The 23,352-nt window shown below is 71.4% G+C and carries 22 protein-coding genes and 1 riboswitch; of the genes, 7 read left to right on the top strand and 15 right to left on the bottom strand.

Annotated elements, in window-relative coordinates:
- Positions 1-120: 120 nt before the first annotated feature.
- The 8 genes from ACLIBK_RS17560 to ACLIBK_RS17525 form a co-directional block, all read right to left on the bottom strand.
- A complete protein-coding gene (locus ACLIBK_RS17560) occupies positions 121-1,953 on the bottom strand; it encodes a hypothetical protein (protein WP_415388585.1) in 1,833 nt (610 codons plus the stop codon).
- On the bottom strand, positions 1,950-3,479 hold the full coding sequence (locus ACLIBK_RS17555) for a hypothetical protein (RefSeq protein WP_415388584.1): 1,530 nt from the start codon (positions 3,477-3,479) through the stop codon (positions 1,950-1,952). The genes ACLIBK_RS17560 and ACLIBK_RS17555 overlap by 4 nt, the downstream gene beginning before the upstream one ends.
- A 140-nt stretch (positions 3,480-3,619) precedes the next feature.
- Positions 3,620-4,537, bottom strand: a complete 918-nt coding sequence (locus ACLIBK_RS17550) for a sulfite oxidase heme-binding subunit YedZ (RefSeq protein WP_415388583.1) — start codon at positions 4,535-4,537, stop codon at positions 3,620-3,622.
- Positions 4,537-5,214 (bottom strand): DUF5666 domain-containing protein, encoded by a 678-nt coding sequence (locus ACLIBK_RS17545; RefSeq protein WP_415388582.1) that lies wholly within the window; start codon positions 5,212-5,214, stop codon positions 4,537-4,539. Before ACLIBK_RS17545 ends, ACLIBK_RS17550 begins: the two co-directional genes overlap by 1 nt.
- 25 nt (positions 5,215-5,239) lie before the next feature.
- The gene (locus ACLIBK_RS17540; RefSeq protein WP_415388581.1) at positions 5,240-5,638 is read right to left on the bottom strand and encodes a gamma-butyrobetaine hydroxylase-like domain-containing protein; all 399 of its coding nucleotides are present in this window, start codon (positions 5,636-5,638) and stop codon (positions 5,240-5,242) included.
- A gap of 7 nt (positions 5,639-5,645) precedes the next feature.
- The gene (locus ACLIBK_RS17535; RefSeq protein WP_415388580.1) at positions 5,646-5,858 is read right to left on the bottom strand and encodes a Trm112 family protein; all 213 of its coding nucleotides are present in this window, start codon (positions 5,856-5,858) and stop codon (positions 5,646-5,648) included.
- A 16-nt stretch (positions 5,859-5,874) separates the two neighbouring features.
- On the bottom strand, positions 5,875-6,549 hold the full coding sequence (locus ACLIBK_RS17530) for an LON peptidase substrate-binding domain-containing protein (protein ID WP_415388579.1): 675 nt from the start codon (positions 6,547-6,549) through the stop codon (positions 5,875-5,877).
- Positions 6,550-6,567: 18 nt separating this feature from the next.
- Positions 6,568-7,509: a tetratricopeptide repeat protein gene (locus ACLIBK_RS17525; protein ID WP_415388578.1), complete on the bottom strand. Its 942-nt coding sequence runs from the start codon at positions 7,507-7,509 to the stop codon at positions 6,568-6,570.
- A gap of 198 nt (positions 7,510-7,707) precedes the next feature.
- On the opposite strand from ACLIBK_RS17525, the gene ACLIBK_RS17520 reads away from it, so the two are divergent.
- Positions 7,708-8,271: a DNA-3-methyladenine glycosylase gene (locus tag ACLIBK_RS17520; protein ID WP_415388577.1), complete on the top strand. Its 564-nt coding sequence runs from the start codon at positions 7,708-7,710 to the stop codon at positions 8,269-8,271.
- A 42-nt stretch (positions 8,272-8,313) separates the two neighbouring features.
- Here ACLIBK_RS17520 and ACLIBK_RS17515 read toward each other — a convergent pair whose 3' ends face one another.
- From ACLIBK_RS17515 to ACLIBK_RS17490, 6 genes are all read right to left on the bottom strand, one after another.
- Positions 8,314-8,478 carry a hypothetical protein gene (locus tag ACLIBK_RS17515; RefSeq protein ID WP_415388576.1) on the bottom strand — a complete coding sequence of 55 codons (165 nt, stop codon included), beginning with the start codon at positions 8,476-8,478 and terminating at the stop codon, positions 8,314-8,316.
- A gap of 195 nt (positions 8,479-8,673) precedes the next feature.
- Entirely contained in the window at positions 8,674-9,681 is a 1,008-nt protein-coding gene (locus tag ACLIBK_RS17510) for an ABC transporter substrate-binding protein (RefSeq protein WP_415388575.1), read from the bottom strand.
- Complete coding sequence (locus tag ACLIBK_RS17505; protein WP_415388574.1) at positions 9,678-10,436, bottom strand: ABC transporter permease; 759 nt, start codon at positions 10,434-10,436, stop codon at positions 9,678-9,680. The genes ACLIBK_RS17510 and ACLIBK_RS17505 overlap by 4 nt, the downstream gene beginning before the upstream one ends.
- Positions 10,433-11,164, bottom strand: coding sequence for an ATP-binding cassette domain-containing protein (locus tag ACLIBK_RS17500; protein WP_415388573.1), 732 nt, complete (start codon positions 11,162-11,164; stop codon positions 10,433-10,435). Before ACLIBK_RS17500 ends, ACLIBK_RS17505 begins: the two co-directional genes overlap by 4 nt.
- Positions 11,159-11,269: riboswitch (TPP riboswitch) on the bottom strand. It overlaps the preceding gene by 6 nt.
- A gap of 177 nt (positions 11,270-11,446) precedes the next feature.
- Positions 11,447-11,680 (bottom strand): hypothetical protein, encoded by a 234-nt coding sequence (locus ACLIBK_RS17495; protein WP_415388572.1) that lies wholly within the window; start codon positions 11,678-11,680, stop codon positions 11,447-11,449.
- 413 nt (positions 11,681-12,093) lie between these two features.
- Positions 12,094-13,695, bottom strand: a complete 1,602-nt coding sequence (locus tag ACLIBK_RS17490) for a GMC family oxidoreductase (RefSeq protein WP_415388571.1) — start codon at positions 13,693-13,695, stop codon at positions 12,094-12,096.
- A 165-nt stretch (positions 13,696-13,860) separates the two neighbouring features.
- Between ACLIBK_RS17490 and ACLIBK_RS17485 the strand changes: the two genes are divergently transcribed.
- The 6 genes from ACLIBK_RS17485 to ACLIBK_RS17460 all read left to right on the top strand — a co-directional run bounded on the left by ACLIBK_RS17485 (position 13,861) and on the right by ACLIBK_RS17460 (position 21,943).
- Positions 13,861-15,093: an FAD-dependent monooxygenase gene (locus ACLIBK_RS17485; protein ID WP_415388570.1), complete on the top strand. Its 1,233-nt coding sequence runs from the start codon at positions 13,861-13,863 to the stop codon at positions 15,091-15,093.
- Positions 15,094-15,123: 30 nt separating this feature from the next.
- Entirely contained in the window at positions 15,124-16,107 is a 984-nt protein-coding gene (locus ACLIBK_RS17480; protein ID WP_415388569.1) for a Bug family tripartite tricarboxylate transporter substrate binding protein, read from the top strand.
- A 213-nt stretch (positions 16,108-16,320) separates the two neighbouring features.
- Positions 16,321-17,919, top strand: a complete 1,599-nt coding sequence (locus tag ACLIBK_RS17475; RefSeq protein WP_415388568.1) for an ABC transporter substrate-binding protein — start codon at positions 16,321-16,323, stop codon at positions 17,917-17,919.
- Positions 17,920-17,966: 47 nt separating this feature from the next.
- On the top strand, positions 17,967-18,938 hold the full coding sequence (locus ACLIBK_RS17470; protein ID WP_415388567.1) for an amidohydrolase family protein: 972 nt from the start codon (positions 17,967-17,969) through the stop codon (positions 18,936-18,938).
- A gap of 151 nt (positions 18,939-19,089) precedes the next feature.
- Positions 19,090-19,305 carry a hypothetical protein gene (locus tag ACLIBK_RS17465; RefSeq protein WP_415388566.1) on the top strand — a complete coding sequence of 72 codons (216 nt, stop codon included), beginning with the start codon at positions 19,090-19,092 and terminating at the stop codon, positions 19,303-19,305.
- A 325-nt stretch (positions 19,306-19,630) separates the two neighbouring features.
- Complete coding sequence (locus ACLIBK_RS17460) at positions 19,631-21,943, top strand: ATP-binding protein (protein WP_415388565.1); 2,313 nt, start codon at positions 19,631-19,633, stop codon at positions 21,941-21,943.
- 36 nt (positions 21,944-21,979) lie between these two features.
- On the opposite strand, the gene ACLIBK_RS17455 is transcribed toward ACLIBK_RS17460, so the two are convergent.
- Positions 21,980-23,239 carry a cation:proton antiporter gene (locus tag ACLIBK_RS17455; protein ID WP_415388564.1) on the bottom strand — a complete coding sequence of 420 codons (1,260 nt, stop codon included), beginning with the start codon at positions 23,237-23,239 and terminating at the stop codon, positions 21,980-21,982.
- Positions 23,240-23,352 lie beyond the last annotated feature (113 nt).

The raw sequence follows: 23,352 nt of genomic DNA, 5'->3' as shown, positions 1-23,352 counted from the left end.
TCGCCGCCTCGTCCGTGACTACGAGCGCCTCCCCGAAACCCTCGCGGGCCTGCATCTCGTCGCCTTCGCCTGCCTCATGCTCAAGAACCTCCTCAACCTGGAGCAGGTCCACAACAGCCTCTAAGCCGGAACGCGCGCGGGCTGTATGTCTGTCCGAACATGTTCCGGCATCCGGTGGGTGGCACCGAGCGCATCCAGAAACGTCGTTGCGGAGCTGAACTGCTCACGCCAGAACAGCAAGGTGACGGGCCCTACCGGGGGATGTCGCTCCAGGAAAGCGACAGCTTCGATCAGGGCCGGGGCGAAGGGGCCGGCCGTACGAATTGCCTGCCGAAGTTGCGACAGTGCCGCTGCAGGATCGAAGTGACGCGCGGCTCCATCCAGTCGGAACATGGCCGCCAAGACCAGGGCAGGCCAGAAGTTCTTCCGTGCGGCATCACTGACATCCCGCAAGGTTTCATTATAGGCGGTTTCGGCCTCCTCCGGCAGGAAGGCGCCCGAATGAGGCAAACGCCAGAGCCAACCCCGAAATATCTGGGCATCGGAACTGCGCCCTTTGGTCGCGGCTGCCAGCAGCTGCCAAGCAGCGCGCGGCGAGGCATTTTCGGTTCGCAGCAGACTGTGCACGGCGCACCAGAACAGAATCGTGGACTCGAGTGCGGCCATGATCAACCCGGGGCGCCGCATGATCTCGGCCGAAATGGCCACGAACTGCTCGTCATTCCCGGATATACCGAGATTGCGGAGAACCCCTTTTAAATACTCCGCCACAATGGGCGTAATAGCCTCTTCCGCGGGCGGACGGGCAGGCACTGCGACATTTCGCGCCCGGCCGATAAAGGGCGTCAGTTCCTGCCCTCCTATCACGGACATCATCGGCTTGTCGGCATTCATCGCGTCCGTGACGAACCGGAGCAGCTCGTCCGCTTCTGCCTGATCGAGCCGCCATGATGACGCCAGCCCCGCATGGAGTTCAGCCATCGCCGTGTCGAAGGCAGAACTGCCTGAGCGGGATGCCAGACCCTGCGCCGCCAGATCGGCGAAAAGACGGGATGATGAGGTCCGCGTCCCACGTAGGCCGGCGATATAGACCATATCCATCAGGTGGCGTTGCGGCTGCCCAGTCATCAGCGACAGCAAGGGTATGGTCGGCTCGGGCATTCGCCCGAAATCCCGGGCGCAAACGAAGCTTCCGGTGTGCGCTGCCGCGTGCAGCGCCAGCAACCGCGCCATCGGCCGCGGCAAATCCGCGTCGGGTCGCGCAGACCATCCCACGAAAGCATGACTCAGCGCATAATGTGAGAGGCCGTGGAAGAGTTCCGTCAGGAAAACATTGCCCTGGTAGAATGGCCAGGACAGCACCCGCAATTCAGGCGATATTGTCGGATTGAAGAAAATGTCGTCGAACTGCCGCGCCATGCCCAAACCGCACAACAGGTCGTCACGCACACCGAGAAAGCAGAAATCGCTCATCCACAGAAAAGCCGTGGAGGAATAACCCAGAATGACGACCTTGCTGCGGAACGGCGAGGCATATTGGCCTACCATTTCCGATGCAGGGAGGTCATGGTCCAGGATGGGTTCCAGCCCCCCCATGACCTTGAGCGTCTTGTCCGTGCGGCACCGCAGGACCCGGGAGCCTGCTGGACAGGCCAGCAGGCCGGAGATCGTGCTCTTGAACTGCGCATGCGCTGCGCCGTGGCCGAGAGTGTCCGGGGGCGTGGCTTCCACCACGTGCACGCGGCTGTCGCGCAACAGCGGCCACAGACCTTCGAAGCTGTCCAGCTGCCCTTTCCAGGTGGAAATAACGACGTGCGTCGCCCGGCCCTGCCGAACCAGCAGGAGAGCCCGATCCAACGTGGCGTAGAATTCGAGCGGCTCCCGCACGGCGCCGGTGATCAGAATGACCGTGGGACTCGCCCGCGTCCCGGCCGTCATGGCCTCCGAACTCACCTCCGCTGCTCCGGAGCCGGCCGCGTGGCGCCTGCCGCCTGCGCGGCCAGAACGAGACCCGCAGCACGCGACCCCTGTGAGGCCAGTGCTTCCAGGCCCCGCAACAGGGCAGCACGCGGGAATTCCACGGCGTTCATTCCCTGGTTGAGCATTGCCTCCGCGAGAGTGCTGAACAGTTCGCCGTCACGTATGCCGGCAGCCGCGAGAGCCATTCGGACATCCGGGTCCCGAACTGCTGCCTGGGGGTCGACATGCAGGGAAACCAGGAGGCCCAAGGCTTGCGGATCGCGCATCTTGGCGGCCTCCCGGGCCCAGTGACGAACCGCGTCCGGACGCCGTGGCAGGCCACTGGAACCATCCATGTAGGCCCTGGCGATCTGCGTCATGACGTTCTGGAAGGGCACACGCCGGCTCTCGTCGCTCATCAGTTGCGCCAGGATTTCCCGCTCCCCCGAGGGAAGGTCCTCGTGCCGTTTGCCGAGAACGCATTCCAGCAGAGCGCGCGGCGGCAGGTTGCCCCCCCGTGCGTTGGAAGCATGCTCCCGCACATCCTTGACAACCGCGGCCGGGAACAATGCCGCCAATGCTTCGCAGGCCTCCTGAGTTGCCGATACCTGGCGTGCATTGACGTCCTGATGCTCCGTCCCTGCTGCCTCCGGGAGCGTCGCAACGATCTGGGCCATGATGGCTTCGTTGGTGATGGTCACGTATTCGCCCACGCTTCGAACATGCGGGTATTCCGCGGCTTGCCGCAGCAGATCCAATGGGCGGTATTCTCGTGGCAATGGTGAGTTGTGGATGATCTCGTAGGAGCCGTGGACGATGCGCCAGTAATGGCTCAGGAACGACATGATCGGCGCCGGGATTTCGGACCAGTTCCGGGCCAACTGCATCAGACCCGCCGAGACACGGCGAGCCCGGAAGCTGGAGAAGAAGCGTTCCAGCATGAAATCCCGACGCAGCAGAGGCGCATACATCCAGTTCATCTCGGCAGTCGGCTGCAGTTCTGCCCAATAAGCATTGAGCCCGTCGCTTCCGCCGGTCATCAGCAGAAGATCGGACGCCAAGCCGATAAAGGCGAAATCGTCGATCATGAAAGGCAGTGTTGTCGACAGGCGGGACACAACGACACGCCGCGTGAAGCCGCTCAGAACAGGATCGGCCGGCGTCAGATCCCCCCGGCACCGCTCGACGTAGCGATCGAGCAGCACGGCACTCTTGTCGGTCCGCAGCTTGATGACGACGGTGTCGGGCGATAGCCGCAGCAGCGCCTGCAACAAGGCCTTCTTCTGGGCATAGATGTTCCCGGGGCCCAGGTTGCCTGGCGGAGTGCCCTCCACGACATCCACGCCATGGGACGAGAGGATATCGGCCACTCCGTCGAGCTGGCCGAGCTCACCATGCCAGGTCGAAAGGATGATGCGGTCGATATGGCCGAGATCGCGGTGATACAGCAGCCGCTCAATCGCTGCAGCGAATTCCAGGGGCTGGCGCAGTGCCCCGCAGACAACGGCTACCTTGCTCAAAACAACCCTACTCCGATGCCCCTTTGGACACCCGAACGCACATCGCTGCCGGAAGGGTCAACCGGGGACTCATTCCTGCTCGCATGTGCAGGATGCGCGTCGGGCTAGGGGCAGGCAAGTCCGGCAGCCAGCCCGCCTTTTCAGTGTTCCCGCACTCCGCCGCCGCCGCGCCGCAGGTGCCGCAGCCCGCGCCACCCCGCGACTGCCACCGCCACCGCCAGCCCCAGCACCCCCACCCAGACCGCCGGCCGCAGGCCGAAGGACACGTCCAGATTGGCCCAGAGCAGCCGTTCCGCCGGGACCCGCGTGGCCAGGGCGTACCAGGCGTATTCCATCGCCGCCGTGCCCAGCGCCGACACCACCGCCAGCCCCAGCAGCGCGGGGATGCGTGCCTGCCAGGTGATCGGCAGAAGGCGCCACAGCACCAGCCACAGGAAGAAGCCGCCCATCAGCACGGCTTCCGACACGTCCACCTTGGATTGCAGGAAGAAGTGCACCACCGCCAGCGGCACAACCGCGTAAACGATGGCGTGCACCCGCTTCCATTCCCGCCCCAGGCGGCGGATCGACCCGTCCGTGGAGGTCCAGCCCAGCACCCCCATCCCGATCAGCCCCATCAGCCCGATGGTCAGATAGTTCCGCCGCAGCAGCTCCGCCGCCACGTGCAGCAGGCGGAAATCCTGGTCCAGCACGTAGAGGAACAGGTGCGCAACCGCGTAGCCCAGCGCGGCGAGGCCGAGCATGCGGCGCAGCTGCAGCACCCGCGGCCATTCCCCCAGGCGCTTCAGCGGCGACACCGCCAGGCTGATCGCCAGGAAGCGGATCGCCCAGAGGCCGGTGTCGTGGATTGCGGCGGTGAAGGGCTCCGCCCCCAGCTCGTCCAGCGCCCATTGCCCGGCGGTGACGGCGCCGGGCAGCAGCGTGGCCGCGAAGGGCAGCGCCTTGAACCAGGAGAAGCGCCCGCCCCGGTCGCGCCAGGGCCAGGGCAGCGGTTTCGGCCGCGCCGCCCGGGCAGGGTCGCGCGGCCGCCGCGCGTGGGGGAGCGCCGCCTCCGACATCAGTTGGCCGGCGCCACGCCGTCCTTGCCCACGGTGACGCGGGCGGTGCCGAGCTGCCCTTCCGCGTTGCGCGTGGCCGAGAGCATCACCGGCGCCCCCACCACCAGGTCGGATCGCGCGGCGGGGATCGGCGTCAGGATCGGCGTGCCCGGCGGCACCTGGATCTGCGCCGTCTGGCCGCGGAAGTTCACCGTCATCTCACGGCCCGAGGTGTTGGCGACCGAGGCGGTGACGGTGGCGTTGGTCATGTTGGTGTTGGGCGCCAGGTCCCAGGCGAACTGCCCTTCGGCCGTGCCGCGCAGCGCCTCGGGGAAGACCTGCACCGCCACCGCGCGCAGCGTGCCGTCGGCCGCGGGCTCGCCCACCACGCCGACATAGGCGCCGGGGGTGATCTCCTCCAGGGTCATGCGGCGCAGGGCGGAGACGGTCAGCGGCTCGTTCAGCATCACCGGCACGCGCGGGCCTTCGCGGGTCGCCACCGTCAGGGTGTTGCCCTCCAGCGCCGCGATCGTGCCGCGCATCCGCGTCGGCGCACTGGCGGCCGGCGCGTTGCTGGACGGCGCGCCGGCGGCCGGGGCATTGGCCGGCGGCGCGTTGCCGGGCGCCTGGGCCAGGGCGATGCCGCCGAAGGCCAGCAGCGCCCCCGCGGCGGGAAGCAGGCGGGAAAACAGCGACATCGGTTTCTCCTGGGAGGTGCTGCCGTTACGGCCGGGCCGGCGCGCCGGATGCAGGGGTGCGCCGCAGCGGGTCGCGCGACAGGCCGCGGGCGGCGAGCTCGGCGAGATAGGCGGCCCAGCGCTCCGGTTGTTCCTCGCCCAGGCGCCGCAGGGCGTCCCAGGCGTAGATGCCGGTGTCGTGGCCGTCGTCGAAGATCACGCGGATGGCGTAGTGGCCCACCGGCTCCAGCCGGAGGATACCGACCTGGCGGCGGCCATGCACCAGGGTCTTCTGCCCGGGGCCGTGGCCCTGCACCTCGGCGGAGGGGCTCTCCACCCGCAGGTATTCCGCGGGCAGGCGGTGGCGGGTGCCGTCGGGCCAGCCGACCTCCAGGGCCTGCTCGGCCCGGTGAAGCCGTATCTCGACCGGCACCGGACCGCCCATGGTGCCGTCAGCCGTCCAGCCGGCGCGCTTCGTCGGGCAGCATGATCGGGATGCCGTCGCGGATGGGATAGGCCAGCCCGGCCCCCTCGCTGACCAGCTCGCCCCGTTCCCGGTCGTAGCGCAGCGGCCCCTTGGTCACCGGGCAGACCAGGATCTCCAGCAGGCGCGGGTCCACCGCCCCACCGGCCGGCGCAGCAGCCGCGTTCACGCTCTCGCTCATTCTCGCTCAGGCTCCTTCAGCTCGGGGGACCCGATGCGGCATCCGGTCCGCCGAGCACTTCCATCTGCAACAAGGTCAGCAGGACGCGGGCCCGGTCCTCGGGATCGGGCGCTTCCAGCAGCGCCTGCTTCTCGCGCGGATCGAAGGGACACACCATGGCCAGCGTGGTGACCAGCATGGTGTCGGGCACCTGCTCGATGGCGTCCCAGTTCACCTCGATCCGGCGGGAGCGGAAATACGGGCGCAGCGCCGCCATCAGCCCGGCGCGGTCGAAGGCCGGGGCCGGGCGGTCGGGCACGAGGTCGTCGAGGAACCCGGCATAATCGGCCCGGACCCGGCGATAGCCGGCCCGGCCTTCCAGCTCGGCCGCGACGCGGAAACGCACCACGCCGAGCAGGGTGATCAGCAGGCGCCCGTCCTCGGTTTCCGAGAAGGAGGTCACGCGCCCCAGGCAGCCCACCCGGTACAGGGCGGGCGCCGCGCCCTCGCCCCTCGCCTCCGAGGCCGCCTGGTCGGGCTGGATCATGCCCAGCAGCCGTCCCCGCCCCAGGCTGTCCCCCACCAGGGCGAGGTAGCGCGGCTCGAAGATGTTGAGGGGCAGGCGCCCCTCCGGCAGCAGCAGGGCGCCCGCCAGGGGAAACACCCCGATCTCCTCCGGCAGGGCGTCGGGCCGGGGATGAAAGGCGGGCATGGGGGCTGGGCCCTTTCCTCAGCTGAACAGCAGGGAGGACAGCTTGCGCCGCGCCGCCACGGAGGCCGGGTCGCCGAAGCCCCAGGCTTCCAGGAACTTCAGCAGCTGCTTGCGCGCTGCCTCCTCGTTCCAGGCGCGGTCGCGCTTCACCGCTTCCAGCAGCGCGTCGGCCGCGGCGGCCCTTTCGCCGGCGGCGTTCAGCGCCACCGCCAGCTCGATCCGCGCGGCGTGGTCGTTGGGGTCGGCCGCCAGCCGGCTCTCGAACTCCGCCAGCTTGGACCGGGCGGCGCGGCCCTGCTCGGCCAGTTCCAGCGCCGAGCGCACGGACACGATCTCGGCGTGGTTCGCGATCTTGGCCGGGGCCTGGGCGAGCACGGCCTTGGCCTGCTCCTCCTGGCCCAGCTCCATCAGCGAGCGCGCGACGCCGGCCAGCGCCTCGGCATTCTCCGGCTCGGCCTGGGCCAGGGTTCCGAAGAGTTCCAGCGCGCCCTGGTGGTCGCCTTCCTCGGCCGCCGCCTTGGCCTCGGCCAGCAGGTCGGCCGTGGGCATCTGGCCGCCGGCCGCCTTGAGCAGCGTCTCGATGAAGCGCTTCACCTCGCTCTCGGGCAGGGCGCCCTGGAACAGGTCGGCGATCTGCCCCTGCCAGAAGGCCGCCACCGTCGGTACGGACTGCAGGGGCAGCCCCAGCTGGGCCAGCTGGCGCACCAGCGCCTGGTTCTTGTCGATGTCGATCTTGACCAGCTTCACCCGGCCGCCGGCGGCGCGGACCACCTTTTCCAGCGTGGGCGTCAGCTGCTTGCAGGGGCCGCACCAGGTCGCCCAGAAGTCCACCAGCACGGGGACCTGGCGCGAAGCCTCCACCACGTCCTGCATAAAGGTCTTCTGGTCGCCATCACGGATGATGTCGGCGTCGGTGCTTCCGCCGGCGGCGGGGCGGTTCGGGTCCAGGATGGTGTCCATGGCAGCGCTCTTTCCCCAAGAAACTGAGGGCCCCATAGATGCGCCCACGGCGGCCCAGCGCAATGCCCCCGGCGCAAAGCCCTGCGCGGCGTGTCGCGCGACCGGGGCCCGGGGCCTTTTCCGCCACCCGGCCGCCCGCTATCGGGGGAACGGCCCGCCGGGCCGCCCTGCCCTCGCCCACCTACGCCTCGAGGCCCCGTGCCGCCGCTGCCCCCCGACTTCTTCCGCCGTCCCGTGGCCGATGTCGCGCGCGACCTGATCGGCACGCAGCTGCTGGTGGACGGCGTCGGCGGGATCGTGGTGGAGACGGAAGCCTATAGCCGGGACGACGCGGCCTCGCACAGCTTCGCGGGCCCCACGGCGCGCAACGCGGCAATGTTCGGGCCGCCCGGGCATGCCTACGTATACCGGTCCTACGGCATGCACTGGTGCCTCAACCTCGTATGCGGCGAGGCCCCGGGCAGCGCGGTGCTGATCCGGGCGCTGGAACCCACGGAGGGCCTGGAGCGCATGGCGCAGCGGCGCAACACCGCCGAGCCGCGCCTGCTGTGCAGCGGCCCCGGCCGCCTGACCCAGGCACTGGGCGTGACCAAGGCGCTGGACGGCCAGCCGCTGGACCAGCCACCCTTCACCCTGCGCAACCGCGACACCGCCCCGGAACTGCTGGTCGGCCCGCGCATCGGCATCACGCGCGGGGCGGACACCCCGTGGCGCTTCGGCCGCGCCGGCTCCGCCTTCCTGAGCAAGCCCTTCCGGCGCTAGCGGCGCGGGCAGCCCGAAAAAGGCGCGCCGCCGGACCGCGAATCAGCGGTAGCGCCAGTCCTCGTCCTCGGAGGTGCCGGGCATGTCGTGCACCGCGTCGGCCACCACCTGCACCAGCAACTCGTCCGAGGTGGTGCCCAGCTCCTCGGCCGCCTGATTGATCACCTCGGCCACCTCGTCCGGCAGCTCGATCGTCACCTTGGTCATTCCGTTCACGCCCGCCTTGCAAGAAATTCGTCAGCCCACGGAACGCCCGGGGAAGGGCGCGGGCTGCGCGCTCAAGCGAACGTGCCAAGTGTTTCGCAACCGTCCGGCGGAACCGCTGTCGCGGCGCGGGGGCATCGCAGGCCCGAAACGGCGAGGCGCCGGCCACGGCCAGCGCCCGCCCCGGCCGCGCCGCCTTCAGGCCACCGGCAGTTCCACCGCGTACTGCGCCAGGGGCGGCACGCTGCGGATCATCCGCCGGTCCTGCAGGAAGCGCGCGAATCGTTGGTAGCGGTTGGCGTCCAGCGCCGCCGGGCTCAGCGAGAAGCGGTTCAGCGTGTCGCGGAAGGCGCGACGGTTCAGCTCGTCGTCCAGCTCCCGGCGCTGGCCGGCGATGAACATGCGCCAGGATTCCTCGGGGTTGTTCACCAGGAAGGCGGTGGCGCCCTCGATCGCGTCCATGAAGCGGCGCAGGGCGGGGTCGCCGGCGCGGTCGCGATGGGCGACGTAGATCAGCTCGTCGTAGATCGGCATGCCGTGCTGCTCGGGATAGAAGGCGCGGCCGGGGCGGCCCTCGATCTCCATCTGGTGCAGCTCGAAGTTGCGGAAGCCGCCGAGGATGGCGTCCACCTGCCCGGACATCAGCGCCGAGGACAGGCCGAAATTGACGTTGATCATGGTCACGTCGCGGGAGGACAGCCCGGCCGTGCCGAGGATCGTGTCCACCGAGATTTCCTCGAAGCCCGCGGTGGAGAAGCCGATCTTCTTGCCCTTGAGGTCGGCCAGCGCCTTGATCGGCCCGTCGCGCAGCACCGTCAGCGTGGACAGCGGCGTGGCCACCAGCGTGCCGACGCGCACCAGCGGCAATCCCTGGTCCACCGCGAGGTGCAGGTTCTTCTGGTAGTAGACGCCGAGGTCCGCCTGCTTCGCCGCCACCAGCCGCGGCGGGTCGTTGGGATCGGCGGGAGCGACGATGCGGACCTCCAGCCCGGCACGGGCGAAGTGGCCGTTCTCCTGCGCCACCACGATCGGCGCGTGGTCGGGGTTCACGAACCAGTCCAGCATCAGCGTCAGCCTGGCCGGGGCCGCGGCCGGGGCAGCCCCCCGGGGGGCTGCCGCCGGCGCGGGGGCCTGCGCCCGGGCCTCGGCCACGGGCAGCGCCAGCGCGGCCAGCGCCGGCAGGGCGCGGCGGGTCAGTTGGGTCACGGTGTGTCTCCCTGGGGGTCGTGAAGCTGGTCGGGCTGCCAGGGCAGCAGCGCCCGCAGCAGCCGGTCGGTGAGGAACCACAGCGCCATGGCCATCGTGGCCAGCACGGCGAGGGCGGCAAACATCACGTCCGTCTGGCTGCGCCCGTTGGCCTGCAGCATGACGTAGCCGAGGCCCGAGGACGCCCCGACCCATTCCCCCACCACCGCGCCGATCGGCGCCACCGCCGCCGCCACCCGCAGCCCGGAAGCGAGCCCCGGCAGCGCCGCCGGCACGCGCAGGCGCCACAGCACCGCGGCGCGCGACGCGCCCATGGTGGCGGCGAGGTCCAGCCAGCCCGGCTCCGTGCGGCGCAAGCCGTCGTAGAAGGCGGTGGCCACGGGGAAGAAGATGATGATCGTGGCCATGGTGATCTTGCTGGCCAGGCCGAAGCCCAGCCACAGCGTCAGCAGCGGCGCGATGGCGAAGACCGGCACGGCCTGGCTGGCGATCAGCAGCGGCAGGATCCAGCGCCGCCCGCCGCGCCAAGCCACCAGCAGCAGCGCCACCGCCACCCCCAGCAGCGTGCCGAAGCCCAGGCCCAGCAGGATTTCCGTGCCCGTGGTGACGGCATGGCCCGCCAGCACGCCCCAGCGGTTCCACAGCACATCGGCCACCCGCAGCGGCGAGGGCAGCAGGAAGGGCGGAACCCCCGACCAGCGCACGAAGCCTTCCCAGAGCAGCAGCAGCCCCGCCGCCGCCAGCAGCGGCCTCATGCCGCCTCCGCCAGCCGTTCCAGCAGCGCGGCCTGCGCCGCCAGCACCGCCGGGTCCCGGGCGGCGCGCGGCGGCAGGCTGTCCGGCATTGGGTGGTCTTCCGGCAGGGCGCCCTCGGCCGCCGGCCGCAGCACCAGGATGCGGTGCGCCAGCCGCAGTGCTTCCAGCGGGTCGTGCGTCACCAGCAGCACGGTGCGGCCGCGCAGCAGCCCGGCGGCCAGGGACTGCAGGCGGTGCCGGGTGGGGGCGTCCACGGCGGAGAAGGGCTCGTCCATCAGCACGAAGGGGCGGTCTTCCATCAGCGTGCGCGCCAGCGCCCCGCGCTGCCGCATGCCGCCCGAAAGCTCCGCCGGCCGCGCCGCTTCCCGCCCCGCCAGCCCCACGGCGTCCAGCAGCTGCCGCGCCCGCGCCCGGTCGGGCCGCTGGCCGCGCAGCCGGGCGCCGAGGCAGACATTGTTCAGCAGGTCCAGCCAGGGCAGCAGCAGGTCCTGCTGGCCCATCCAGGCGATACGCCCGGCCAGCGGCGCGCCGTCCCCGGTGCGGATGCGCGCCTCCGGCGGCAAGGGCAGCAGCCCCGCCAAAAGGCGCAGCAGGGTGGACTTGCCCACGCCGGAAGGTCCCAGCAACGCCGTCACCTCGCCGGCGGCGAAGTCCAGCGTGGCGGCGCCGAGCACGGCACGGCCGCCGAGACGGATTCCAGGCAAGGAAAGGTTGAGCGAGGGCGCCATGCGAACCACCGATCCCTTCGCCGGCATGACCCGGATCAGGTTCAAGGGGTCGCAGGGCCGATCCCTGCCTCTCAGCCCGCGAAACGGGCTCCCCCCGGATAGAAGGCTCCTATGCGCTGCCCGGCCGCGGCGGGCAAGCCGGGCCCTGCGCTGAACCCGTGCCGCGATGGCGGAGCGAGGCCCGGTCGCGGCCGGCCCGTGCCGCGGGAAGGATCGGGGGCCGACCGCGTCGGCACGCGCTGCCGCCCGGGCCCGGATTCCTCCCGGCCCGGGGGGAGCGTGTCAGCCCTGCGGCTGGGAAACGACCACGAAGTCCCGGGCGTAGCGCAACGGCAAGGTGGTTTCGCCGAAGCGCACGGCCACCAGCGGGTAGCGCGTGCTGAGTGGTGACACGTCCACCACGACTCCGATCTCCGTCGGGTCGATCTTGCGGTAGCCGGCACGCGAAGCCGGCGTCCCTTCGAGACCAGGTCGGAGCTTTACTTGATCGCCGTTCTTCAAGGGATCGATCCCCATCCTGTTCGCTTCCAGGGAACCCGTTCCCGGGCCCCAGGCCAGGGCTAGACGTCGACGGCGGTCCGTTCTGTCCGTTTTCGCACCAGAACGTGCGCATCGCGGGCAGCAGCAACCGCCCGTCGCAACGCGAATCGTGTTCTTCCCGCTGTCTGACAGTAACTTTCGGCAACAGCCCGCACCGGCAGTCCTTGACGCGCAGCATCACGTCCCCGCGAGTGCACGCGATGCTCGCCTGTCCCCTGCATCTGCTCACGATCCGGCCTGGACCAGTGGTTGTGCAGACTGCGGGGCATTGCAACCGCAATGCATGGCCTGAGCGCGCAGCGCGCACGGAGGCACAGGATTCCGGCACCGCGCGATGCCGTGCCGCCTTCACCGGGAAGGCACCGCCGCCGTCGCGGCGGTGCGGCCCTTCAGCCCTGGCGCAGCAGGTCCGCCGCTTTCTCGCCGATCATGATGGTGGGGATGTTGGTGTTGCCGCTGGGCAGTTCCGGCATCACCGAGGCATCCGCCACCCGCAGCCCGCGGATGCCGCGCACCCGCAGTTCCGCATCCACCACCGCCATCTCGTCCAGCCCCATGCGGCAGGTGCCCACGGGATGCGAGCGGTGCCCGGCATTGGCGCGGATGCTGGCGGCGATCTCGGCTGGGGTTTGCACCGCGGGGCCGGGCATCAGCTCGCCCGTGATCATGCCGCGCAGCGGTTCCTCGCCGAACATGCGGCGGCAGAACTGCACGCCGCGCACCATGGTGTCGAGGTCGCTTTCCACCTGGAACATGTTGAAGCGGATGCGCGGCTTGTCGTCCGGGTTGGCGGAACGCAGCTTCACCCAGCCGCGCGAGTCCGGATGCAGCGCGCCGACACGCACGGAGAAGCAGTAGGTCGGCGGCGCCGTCACGCCGGGGAACCACAGATCGGCGGAATTGTTGACGCTCATGCAGATCAGCTGCACGTCCGGCCGGTCCAGCCCCGCCTGCGTCTTCAGGAAGACGTTGGCCGCGGCGCCGTTGGTGGCGAAGGCGCCCTCGCGCGTGGCGAACCACTGCGCCACCGCCGCCGTGGCGCGGTCCAGCCGCAGGTGCTTGGTCAGCCCTTCCTTGTCGCGCACGCCGAAGATGTTGAGCATGTTGGGATGCTCGCTCAGGTTCCGGCCAACGCCGGGCAGGTCGTGCAGCGGCTCCACGCCGACCTCACGCAGCTCGTCGGCCGGGCCGATGCCCGACAGCATCAGGATCTGCGGCGACTGGTAGCTGCCGGCCGAGAGCACGATCTCGCGGGCCGCTTCCGCGCGCTTCGGCTCGCCGCGGTGGCGGTACTCGACGGCCACGGCGCGGTCGCCGTCCAGCAGGATGCGCGTCGTGGGCGCATGGGTCAGGATCGTCAGGTTGGGCCGCCCGCTGGCCGGGCGCAGATAGGCCCGCGCGGTGCTGGAGCGCTCGCCGCCGCCGGTGGTGGCCTCCATGCGGGAGATGCCCTCCTGCTGCACGCCGTTGGGGTCTTCCGAGAAGGGGATGCCGGCGCGGATCGCCGCCTGCTTCATCGGCTCGAACAGCATGTCCTCGTGCAGCACGGGGCTGACCTGGATCGGGCCGCCGACACCGTGGAATTCGGACTCGCCGCGCCAGCTGTTTTCCAGCTTCCGGAAATACGGCAGCACCTCGGCATAGCTCCAGCCGCGCAGCCCCTTCTGCGCCCAGCCGTCGTAGTCGGCGGGATTGCCGCGGATGCAGATCTGCGCGTTCACCGAGGAAGAGCCGCCCAGCGTGCGCCCGCGCCGGATCGGCAGGCTGCGGCCGCCCAGCCCGGGCTCCGGCTCCGTTTCGAAGGTCCAGGTGACGCTGTCGCTCTGCGACACCTTGGTGAAGGCCAGCGGCATCACCTGGAAAGGATGCTTGTCCGGCCCGCCGGCTTCCAGCAGCAGCACGGACACCGCGGGGTCCTCGCTCAGCCGGCTGGCCACCACCGCCCCTGCGGAGCCCGCGCCGATCACGATGAAGTCGAAGCTGGTTCGCATGGGAACAGGTTCCATTCAGGGCGAGGGTGGTCGGTGATTCGTGCCGGCGGATCTGGCGCGGCGAGGCGACCGCGCGTCAACCACCGCCCGGCTTTCCCTGCCACAGCGTATCCGATAGCGTGTCGGCAACGAAGCGGAGGGGAGGACCATGCGCAGTCCGCGACGATGCGGTTCCGGCACCGTGCCACGGTGATGCGCGAGGTGGCCGCGAAGCCGATGGTCCTGGTGGCCGGCGCCGGCATCGGCGGGCTGGTGGCGGCGCTGGCCCTGCAGCGGCGCGGCTTTCCCGTGACCGTGCTGGAACAGGCCTCGGCACTGCGCGAGCTGGGCGCCGGCGTGCAGATCGCCGCCAACGGCTCGCGCGTGCTCTGCACGCTCGGGCTGCGGGCGGAGATGGAAAGCATCGCCACGGTGCCCGACGGCAAGGTGGTGCGGCTGTTCAACACCGGGCAGAGCTGGCCCTTCATCAATGTCCGCACCGGCACCGCCGTGGCCAACACCGCGCCCTACTGGATGGTGCATCGCGGCGACTTCCACCGCGTGCTGGTGCAGGCCCTGGAAGCGCGCAGCCCCGGCGCCATCCGCCTCGGCCAGCGCTGCATCGGGGTGGAGCAGGACGGCGACGGCGTTACGGTACTGACGGCTGGCGGCGGGCGCTTCCACGGCGCGGCGCTGATCGGCGCCGACGGCGTGCATTCGCGCATCCGCGAGGCCCTGTTCGGCGGCTCCGAAGCGCGTTTCACCGGCTTCGTGGCCTGGCGCGGGTTGATCCCGATGGACCGCGTGCCCGAACGCCTGCGCGAAGCCGGCAGCAGCAACTGGATCGGCCCGCACGGGCACGTCGTCACCTATCCGCTGCGCGGCGGCGCGCTGCTGAACCTGGTGGCGGCGGTGGAGCGCGATGACTGGCGGGTGGAAAGCTGGTCGGAGCGCGGCACCACGGCGGAGATCCAGGCCGACTTCGCCCTGTGGCACCCGGACGTGCAGGCCATCGTCCGCGAGATCGACGAGCCGTACAAATGGGCGCTGCTGGGCCGTGCGCCGATGCCGCGCTGGAGCGTCGGCCGCGTGACGCTGCTGGGCGATGCCTGCCACCCCACCCTGCCCTTCCTGGCCCAGGGCGCCAACATGGCGATCGAGGACGGCATGGTGCTGGCGCGCGCGCTGGACGCGTTCCCCGACGTGCCCGAAGCCCTGCGCCGCTACGAGGAGGCGCGCCGCGACCGCACCGCCGGCATCGTGCGCGCCGCCGACGACAACGCGTCGCGCTTCCACAATCCCGACCTCGCCCGGCCGGAGATCGCGCCCGGCTTCGTGGCGCGCGAGTTCGACCCCGGCACGATCAGGCGGCGCTACGACTGGATCTACACCTACGACGCCGCCCAGGTCGCCCTGTAGCATGTTCCCAACATCGGAGACGCCCGCGAGATGAACCGACGAAGCGTATTGCGCAGCGCGGCGGGCGCCGCCCTGCTGGCGCCGCAATGGCCCGGCCTGGCCGGCGCGCAGGCGCGCTATCCCAACCACGTCGTGACGGTGGTGAACCCTTTCCCGCCCGGCGGCCAGTCGGACGGCATCGGCCGCATCGTGTCGCTGCACCTGCAGCGCAGCCTCGGCCAGCCCGTCGTGATGGAGAACCGCACCGGCGCCGGCGGCACGCTGGGGGCGCAATACGTCGCCCGCGCCGCGCCGGACGGCCACACGCTGCTGTTCGGCACCACCGGCGTTTTCGTGATCGCGCCTTACGTTTACCGCAACGCCGGTTATGAACTGCCGACCTCGCTGGTTCCCGTGGCCATGATCTCGGAAGTGCCGGTGATCATGGCGGCCAGCAAGAACAGCGGCTTTTCCAGCGTGGCCGAACTGGTGACGGCGGCCAAGGCCAATCCCGGCAAGGTCACCTTCGGCTCCGGCGGCATCGGCAGCTTCGGCCACCTGACGGGCGAACTCTTCGCCACGCTGACCGGCACGCAGCTGACCCATGTGCCCTATCGCGGCGGCGCGCCGGCGCTGAACGACATCGTGGCCGGGCAGCTGGACCTGCTGTTCGACGGCGTGTCCACCGTCGGCCCGCACGTGGAAGCCGGCCGCATGAACGCGCTGCTGGCCACCGGCCAGGCGCGCCTGCCCAGCCTGCCCAACGTGCCGCTGCCCACGGAGCTGGGGCTGGCGGACCTCAACCTCACCTCCTGGAACGGCTTCGTCGCGCCGGCCAACACGCCCGCCCCGGTGATCGAGACGCTGAACCGCGAGATCAACGTCGCCCTCGCCACCGACGAAGCCCGGGAACTGATGGGCCGCCTCAGCCTGCGCGCCCTCGGCGGCCCGCCGGAGGCCATGCGCGAGCGCATCCTGCGCGAGGCCGCGATCTACAAGCGCATCATCACGGCGGCGTCGATCTCGGCGGACTGACAGCGCCCTTTCCTCCCCCCGCGGGCCGTGCTGCACCCGTTCCTTGCCCGGCGCAGCACTAGCCGGGGGACCCGGCCGGAACTGTCCCCCGCCCTGGGGACAGGGGCCGTAGCGCCGGGTGCCTAGGGTGCTCCCTGGGGCAGGGAAATGCCTCCGCGGTGTTCGGTTGCGGCGCCCGCCGCAACCGTCGCCGACGCACAGGGGAGGAACGGGGTGACACGCTTCAGCCTTCGGAGGCCCAGGCTTCCGCGCGCCCTGCTGGCGGCGCTGCTCGCCCTCGCCTCCCCCGCCGGCGCGGCGGAGCTACGCATCGGCCTCGCGGCGGAGCCCACCTCGCTCGACCCGCATTTCCACAATTTCTGGACCAACGTCGCCACCGGCTGGCACATCTTCGACGGGCTGGTGCAGCAGGACGCGCAGCAGCGCCTCGTGCCCGGGCTGGCGACCGGCTGGCGCGCCCTGGACGACCGTACCTGGGAGTTCACGCTGCGCGAGGGCGTGCGCTTCTCCGACGGCGGCGCCTTCACCGCCGATGACGTGGCCTTCACGATCAGCCGCATCCCGCTGGTGCCGAACAGCCCCTCCTCCTTCGTGGTCTATACCGGCAACATCGAGGCGGTGGAGGTCGCCGGCCCGCACACGATCCGCATCCGCTCGCGCGAGCCGGACCCGCTGGTGCCCGCCAATCTCAGCCTCTTCGCCATCATGGGCCGGGCGCAGAGCGGCGGCGCAGCCCCCGAAGGCCGCACCACCGCCGAGCTGAACACCGGCGCCGGGCTGGTCGGCACCGGCCCCTACCGCTTCGTCGAGTGGTCGCGCGGCAACCGACTCGTGCTGGACCGCAACCCCGACCACTGGCGTGGCGCCGAGCCCTGGGAGCGCGTCACCTTCCGGCCCATCCCCAATGGTGGCGCACGCACCGCCGCGCTGCTGGCGGGCGACGTGGACGTGATCGAGAACGTGCCACTGGCCTCCGTGGCGGAACTGCGCAACGACCGCCGCGTGGCGCTCTGGAGCGGCCCCACCAACCAGATCATGTACATCACGCTGGACAGCTTCGCCGAACCCTCGCCCGGCGTGTCGGGCACGGAAGGGCGCAACCCGCTGAAGGACCCGCGCGTGCGCCGCGCCCTGTCCCTGGCCATCGACCGCCAGGCCATCGCGCAGCGGCTGATGGAAGGCGCCGCCCTGCCCGCGGCCGAGCTGGTGCCGCCCTTCATGTTCGGCGCCGATCCTGCCGCCGCGGTGGAGCGCTTCGACCCCGCCGGTGCCCGGCAGCTGCTGGCCGAGGCCGGCTACCCCAACGGCTTTCGCCTCGTGCTCGGCACCGCCAGCGACCGCTACCCCAACATCCAGCAGGTGGCGCAGGCGATCGGTTCCGGCTGGGGCCGCATCGGCGTGCGAACGGAGGTGGACGGCGCGCCCTGGTCGGCCTTCGTGGGTCGGCGCAACCGCTTCGAGTACAGCGCCTATATCGGTGGCTCGCAGGCCTATAGTGGCGAGATGAGCCTGATCCTGTCCTATCTCGTGCAGACCGCCGATGCGGCCAGCGGCAACGGCATGCTGAACAAGGGCCGCTATTCCAACCCGCGGCTCGACGCCCTGCTGGAGCGCGCCAAGCGCACGCCGGAGAACGCGCCGCGCGAAAGCCTGCTGCAACAGGCCAGCCGCGTCGCCATGGAGGACCACGCCGTGCTGCCGCTCTACTTCTCCGTGCTCACCACCGGCACCCGCGCCGGGTTGCGCACGGAGCCGCGCGTGGACACCAGCATCCTCGCCACCGCGATCCGCCCCGTGGAACCCGCGCGATGACCGTCGCGACGGAGCCCGCGCGTGATCGTCGCGGCGGAGCCCGCGCCATGATTGTCGACGCGCACGCGCATCTCGTGGACCGTGCCTATGCCGAGGAGCTGACCCAGCATCTCGGCCTGTCCGTGCAGCGCGACCCCGGCGGGCAGACCTTTCTGCGCGGCGCGCACCACAGCGTGCTGTGGTTCCGCGACGAATTCCTGAGCCTCGACGCCCGCCTGCGCCGCATGGACGAGCTGGGCGTGACGATGCGGCTGCTCTCGCTCAGCACGCCCAACGTTTATCCCTGGGACGGCGTGGCGCAGGTGGACGTATGCCGCCGCAGCAACGATGCGCTCCTGGCCGCGGCGCAGGCGCATCCCGACCGCTTCCGCGCCATCGCCAGCCTGCCCCTTTCCGACACGGAAGCGGCGCTGGCGGAGCTGGACCGCGTCGCCGCAGCACCCGGCTTCGCGGGGGTGCTGATCGGCTCCAACGTGTCCGGGCTGCAGTTGGACGCACAGCGCTTCGAGCCGCTCTGGGCCCGGCTCGATGCCGGCCGGATTCCCGTGATCGAGCATCCCATGATGCCGCCCGAGGGCGATCCGGCCATGCAGGGCTACGAAATGCCGCTGCGGGTCGGGCTGATCTACGACACCACCACCATGCTGACACGCATGATCTATGGCGGCGTGTTCAGCCGCTACCCGAACTTCCCGATGGTGGTGGCCCATACCGGTGGCGCCCTGCTGTCCCTGCTGCAACGCCTGGACAATGGCTGGCGCCTGTTTCCGGATTGCCGCGCCCACCTGGATGAGCCGCCCAGCACCGTGGCGAAGCGCCTGTTCTTCGACACCTGCGCCTTTTCCGCGCCGGCGCTGCGCATGGCGCTGGAGATCGTCGGGCCGGAACACCTGCTCTGGGGTGCCGACGATCCCTTTATCGGCGCCGACACCGTGCATGTGCGGGCGCTGAACCTGCCGGCGGAACAGGAAGCACTGATCCTCGGCGGCAATGCCCGCCGCCTCTTCGGCCTGGGCTGACGTCGGATCGCGGATGCACCCCGGAGTCGCCGTGCCGCTTCTCCGCCAGAAGGGACGGCTTCCCGCCGCAAACCCGCCTTCCCAGCCCCAGCCGGGGAGCGTCCATCACGGTTTCTTGAGTTCTTCACGAAACCGTAGCAGGCTTCCGGGCATGAGCAGCTTTCGCGCTTTTGCCATCGCCGGCAGGGTCGTGCTGATCCACGACACGCCCGACCACACCACCATCGCCGAGCTCGACATCGAGCAGGCGGACCTGCTGCTGCAGCAGATGCAGGGCGCGGTCGGCACCGTGCTCCGCCAGCTCAGCCAGCCCGCGGCCGAGCGGGTCGCCGTGCCGGACCTGTGGCGAAGCACCGCCACCGCCTGAAGCCGCCCGGCATGACGGCTGCCCACCGGGCGGTACCCGGCACGCCCCGGCCTGCCGCCTGCCGTGGCGGCCGGATCGCGGGCAGGCAGGCGGCCGGAACCCGGCGCCACGGCCCTGGCGGCATGGCGGAAACACGCCTTGCCGCTGCCCGGGCGTGCGGCTAGGCCTGCACATGCTGGGAATCGTTTGACGGCAGGCGGAGGGGCACGACCCGGCCGCGGGCGAGAATGGGCGGAAAGGGGAGTTCGCGTGGTCCTGCGGCAGTCTCCCCACCGGTTCGCGCACCCCGGCGCACGGCTCGCCCCCGCAGCGGCAGGTCCCCCGGATGCTTCCCGGTCCTGAGCGGTCCTGGCGCCAGGGCGTCCGCACCCTGCGGACTCGGCTGGCCGCCACCTTCACCGGCCGGCCGGGCCGCCTCGCCCGTGCCGCGATGCTGGCGGGCGTGCTGGCGGCCTGCGCCATTCTCGCCGCCACCACCGCCGCCGTGGACCATATCCGCGCCCGCGACGAAGCCACCGCGCACCAGGACCTCACCACCCTGACCGCCGTGCTGGCCGAGCAGACCGCCCGCACCCTGCAGAGCGTGGAGCTGGTTCTGGGCGGCATCGCCGACGACGTCGCCGAGCGCGGCGTCGCCACCCCCGAAGGCTTCGCCACCCTGGCGGCCAGCGCGGAGCTGCGCGACGCGCTGCGCGCGCGCCTCGCCGGCATCCCGCAGCTCGACGCGCTGACGCTGATCGCGGCGGATGGGCGGCTGCTGAACTTTCCCCGCCCCATTCCCGTGCCGGCGGTGAACGTCGCCGACCGCGACTATTTCGCCGCCCTGCGCGACGCCACCGGCGCGGCCACCTTTCTCAGCGCCCCCGTCAGCAACCGCGGCACCGGCACTGGCACGATCTACCTGGCGCGGCGGCTGTCCGGCCCCGACGGGCGCTTCCTCGGCCTCGTGCTGGGCGCCATGGAGCTGAGCTACTTCGAGCGCTTCTACGAGCGCCTGCTGCTGAGGCCGGGCATGCGCCTCGCGCTGTGGCGCACCGACGGCACGCTGCTGGTGAGCCACCCGGCCTGGACCGGGCCGGTGCGGGAAAACCGCGCCGCCGCCTTTGCCGCCCTTCCGCCCGGCGAGGTGGTGGCGGGCGTGACGCGCAGCGCCCTGAACGGCCGGCCGGTGCTGCTGGCGCGCAGCCAGCTGCAGGGCCTGCCCGTGGTGATGGCGACCTCGCGCGGCATGGAGGCCGTGCTGTCGGCCTGGCGCATGGATGCCGCCGTGCTCAGCGCCGCCGGCCTGCTCTGCGCCGCCCTGGCCCTGGCGATCTCGGGCTTCGTGGCCGGCCGCTTCCGCGCCTTCGACACCCTGGCCCGGGCGCTGGCCGCGCGCCAAGCGGCCGAGCACGGGTTGCGCGAGGCGGAGCAGCGGCTGCGCCGGGCGCAGCAGCTGGAAGCGCTGGGCCAGCTCGCGGGCGGCGTCGCGCATGATTTCAACAACGTGCTGCAGGTCGTGGCCGGGGGGGCGCGGCTGATCCGCCGCCGCGCCGGGGATCCGGACACGGTGATCCGCATGGCCACCATGGTGGCGGAGGCCGCGGACCGCGGCACGGCGGTGACCAGCCGGCTGCTGGCCTTCGCCCATCGCGGCGAGCTGCAGAACGAGGCGCTGGACCCCGCCGCGCTGCTGGACGGCATCTCGGAGGTGCTGCGCCACACGCTGGGCCCGGGCATCCGCGTGGTGGTGGCCGCCGCGCCAGACCTGCCGCCGGTGCTGGCCGACCGGGCGCAGCTGGAAACCGTGCTGGTGAACCTCGCCACCAATGCGCGCGACGCCATGCCGGAGGGCGGCACGCTGACCCTGGCAGCCCGCGCCGAGGCCGCCGCGCCGGATCGCGGCGACGCGGCGCCGGGCAGCCCGGCCCCCGGTGACGCGGCGCCCGATGACGCGGCGCCCGATGACGCGGCGCCCGGCACCCTGGCCATCAGCGTGTCCGACACCGGCACCGGCATGGACGCGGCCACGCTGGCGCGGGCGGCGGAACCCTTCTTCACCACCAAGCCCAAGGGCAAGGGCACCGGGCTCGGCCTCGCGATGGCGCGCGGCTTCGCGGAACAGTCCGGCGGCTCCCTGGCGGTGCACAGCGCGCCCGGCCGGGGCACGGAGGTGGTGCTGCGCCTGCCCCGCGCCGCGGCCGCTCCGCTGGCCCGGCCGGCGGGGCAGGCCGCCCTCCCCGCCCGCCTTGCCGGCGGCCGGGTGCTGCTGGTGGATGACGAGGCAGAGGTGCGCAGCGTCCTGGCCGAGAGCCTGCGCGAGGCCGGGCTGGCCGTGACGGAAGCCGCCTCCGCCGCCGAGGCCCTGGCGGCGCCGGAGATGGACACGACGGAGTTGCTGCTCACCGATCTGGCGATGCCGGGGATGAGCGGTCTGGACCTGCTGCGCGCCGCGCGGCGCCGGCGCCCCGGCCTGCCGGTGCTGCTGGTGACCGGCTTTCTCGGCGACGCCCCGCCGGAGGACCTGGCCGAAGCCGAGGCCGGCGGCCCCTTCGTGCTGCTGCGCAAGCCGGTGGACCCCGGCAGCCTCGCGGCGGAAGCCGATGCGCTGCTGCGCGCCGCGGCGGCCGCCCGCAACGCCGCCGCCACCGCGTCCTGACCTCCGCCCCGCGGGGCGCGGCCAGGGCCGGGGTGTTCAGGCCTGCTCGTCGAGGGGCAGCACGCCCTGGGGGCGGCGGCGGCGGTCGAGGTAGCGCATCACCGGGGTCACGGTGACGCCGTGCAGGGCGATGGACAGCACCACCGTCAGCCCCATCACGGCCCAGATCTCCTCGGCCCGGTCCCAGCGCGTCTCGTTCACCGCGTAGGCCAGGTAGTAGAAGCTGCCCAGGCCGCGGATGCCGAAGAAGGCCAGAGTCGCGCGTTCCTGCCAGGGCAGCGTCGTGCCGAGCAGGCTGACCACTCCCGCCACCGGCCGCACCACGAACACGAAGATCAGCACCGCCAGCACGTCCGGCCAGGTCAGCGGTGCCAGCAGCCCGCCCGCCACGGCGCCGCCCAGCAGCACCAGCAGCACCATCATCAGCAGCCGCTCGATCTGCTCGGAAAAGTCATGCAGCCGCTCGTGGAAGTCGTGCTCGCGCTCGGTGTCGCGCACCGCCACGGCGGCCACGAACACCGCCAGGAAGCCGTAGCCGTGCGCGATCTCGGTGATGCCGTAGGCCAGGAAGGTGATGCCCAGCGCCAGGAAGCCGTCCCCCGTGCGCGCCAGCCCGGCGCGGTTGGGGACGTGGAACATCAGCCAGCCCAGGCCGCGCCCCACCACCCAGCCGACGCCCAACCCGGCCGCCAGCTTCCACACCACGTCGGTCAGCAGCCATTCCGTGCCCCACTCCCTGAAACCGCCCGCGCCCAGGGTGGCGGCGGCGATCGCCAGGTTCACGAAGGGAAAGGACAACCCGTCGTTCAGCCCGGCCTCGGCGGTCAGGGCGAAGCGCACCTCGTCCTCCTCGCCCGAACCGGGCGGCCCGACCTGCACGTCGGCGGCCAGCACGGGGTCGGTGGGCGCCAGGGCGGCGCCGAGCAGCAGGGCGGAGGCCAGGCCGAAGCCCAGCAGCCAGTGGCCCACCAGGGCAATGCCCAGGATCGACAGCGGCATGGCCACCGCGAGCAGCCGCCAGGTCGCGCCCCAGTTGCGGAAGCTGAAAGGCCGGTCGAGCTTCACCCCCGCCCCCGTCAGCGCCACGATCACCACCAGTTCCGTCAGGTGTTCCGTGAACACCGGGAAGCGCATCGGATCGGGGGTGAAGCCTTCCACCAGCGAGAAGCCGCCGAAGCCCGCCACCACGCAGAAGATCGGCAGGGACAGCGGCAATTCCCGCAGCACCATCGGCAGCCAGGCCACCAGCAGGATCAGCAGGCCGGCCGCCACCAGCACCAGGATATAGGGGTCCATCAGGCCGCCCGGCCCTGCCAGGTCCGGAGCCGCGCCGCCCGGCATCTCGGCCGATGGCGGGGACGGAATTCAGCCTCGGCGGGCGCCGTTGCCGCGGGCGGCCCGCGCTCCGG

Origin of the sequence: Roseomonas sp. BN140053 (assembly GCF_047690175.1) — a bacterium.
GTDB lineage: Bacteria > Pseudomonadota > Alphaproteobacteria > Acetobacterales > Acetobacteraceae > Roseomonas.
This window is presented reverse-complemented; position numbering and strand designations above follow the sequence as displayed.

What these genes read in the sequence shown, in the direction of transcription:
- ACLIBK_RS17500 (WP_415388573.1), bottom strand. Translation starts at nt 11,164, where the DNA reads ATGGCGCCCTCGCTCAACCTTTCCTTGCCTGGAATCCGTCTCGGCGGC.
- ACLIBK_RS17535 (WP_415388580.1), bottom strand. Translation starts at nt 5,858, where the DNA reads ATGAGCGAGAGCGTGAACGCGGCTGCTGCGCCGGCCGGTGGGGCGGTG.
- ACLIBK_RS17465 (WP_415388566.1), top strand. Translation starts at nt 19,090, where the DNA reads ATGAGCAGCTTTCGCGCTTTTGCCATCGCCGGCAGGGTCGTGCTGATC.
- ACLIBK_RS17470 (WP_415388567.1), top strand. Translation starts at nt 17,967, where the DNA reads ATGATTGTCGACGCGCACGCGCATCTCGTGGACCGTGCCTATGCCGAG.
- ACLIBK_RS17525 (WP_415388578.1), bottom strand. Translation starts at nt 7,509, where the DNA reads ATGGACACCATCCTGGACCCGAACCGCCCCGCCGCCGGCGGAAGCACC.
- ACLIBK_RS17505 (WP_415388574.1), bottom strand. Translation starts at nt 10,436, where the DNA reads ATGAGGCCGCTGCTGGCGGCGGCGGGGCTGCTGCTGCTCTGGGAAGGC.
- ACLIBK_RS17550 (WP_415388583.1), bottom strand. Translation starts at nt 4,537, where the DNA reads ATGTCGGAGGCGGCGCTCCCCCACGCGCGGCGGCCGCGCGACCCTGCC.
- ACLIBK_RS17455 (WP_415388564.1), bottom strand. Translation starts at nt 23,239, where the DNA reads ATGGACCCCTATATCCTGGTGCTGGTGGCGGCCGGCCTGCTGATCCTG.
- ACLIBK_RS17460 (WP_415388565.1), top strand. Translation starts at nt 19,631, where the DNA reads ATGCTTCCCGGTCCTGAGCGGTCCTGGCGCCAGGGCGTCCGCACCCTG.
- ACLIBK_RS17490 (WP_415388571.1), bottom strand. Translation starts at nt 13,695, where the DNA reads ATGCGAACCAGCTTCGACTTCATCGTGATCGGCGCGGGCTCCGCAGGG.
- ACLIBK_RS17540 (WP_415388581.1), bottom strand. Translation starts at nt 5,638, where the DNA reads ATGGGCGGTCCGGTGCCGGTCGAGATACGGCTTCACCGGGCCGAGCAG.
- ACLIBK_RS17545 (WP_415388582.1), bottom strand. Translation starts at nt 5,214, where the DNA reads ATGTCGCTGTTTTCCCGCCTGCTTCCCGCCGCGGGGGCGCTGCTGGCC.
- ACLIBK_RS17530 (WP_415388579.1), bottom strand. Translation starts at nt 6,549, where the DNA reads ATGCCCGCCTTTCATCCCCGGCCCGACGCCCTGCCGGAGGAGATCGGG.
- ACLIBK_RS17480 (WP_415388569.1), top strand. Translation starts at nt 15,124, where the DNA reads ATGAACCGACGAAGCGTATTGCGCAGCGCGGCGGGCGCCGCCCTGCTG.
- ACLIBK_RS17485 (WP_415388570.1), top strand. Translation starts at nt 13,861, where the DNA reads ATGCGGTTCCGGCACCGTGCCACGGTGATGCGCGAGGTGGCCGCGAAG.
- ACLIBK_RS17515 (WP_415388576.1), bottom strand. Translation starts at nt 8,478, where the DNA reads ATGACCAAGGTGACGATCGAGCTGCCGGACGAGGTGGCCGAGGTGATC.
- ACLIBK_RS17495 (WP_415388572.1), bottom strand. Translation starts at nt 11,680, where the DNA reads ATGGGGATCGATCCCTTGAAGAACGGCGATCAAGTAAAGCTCCGACCT.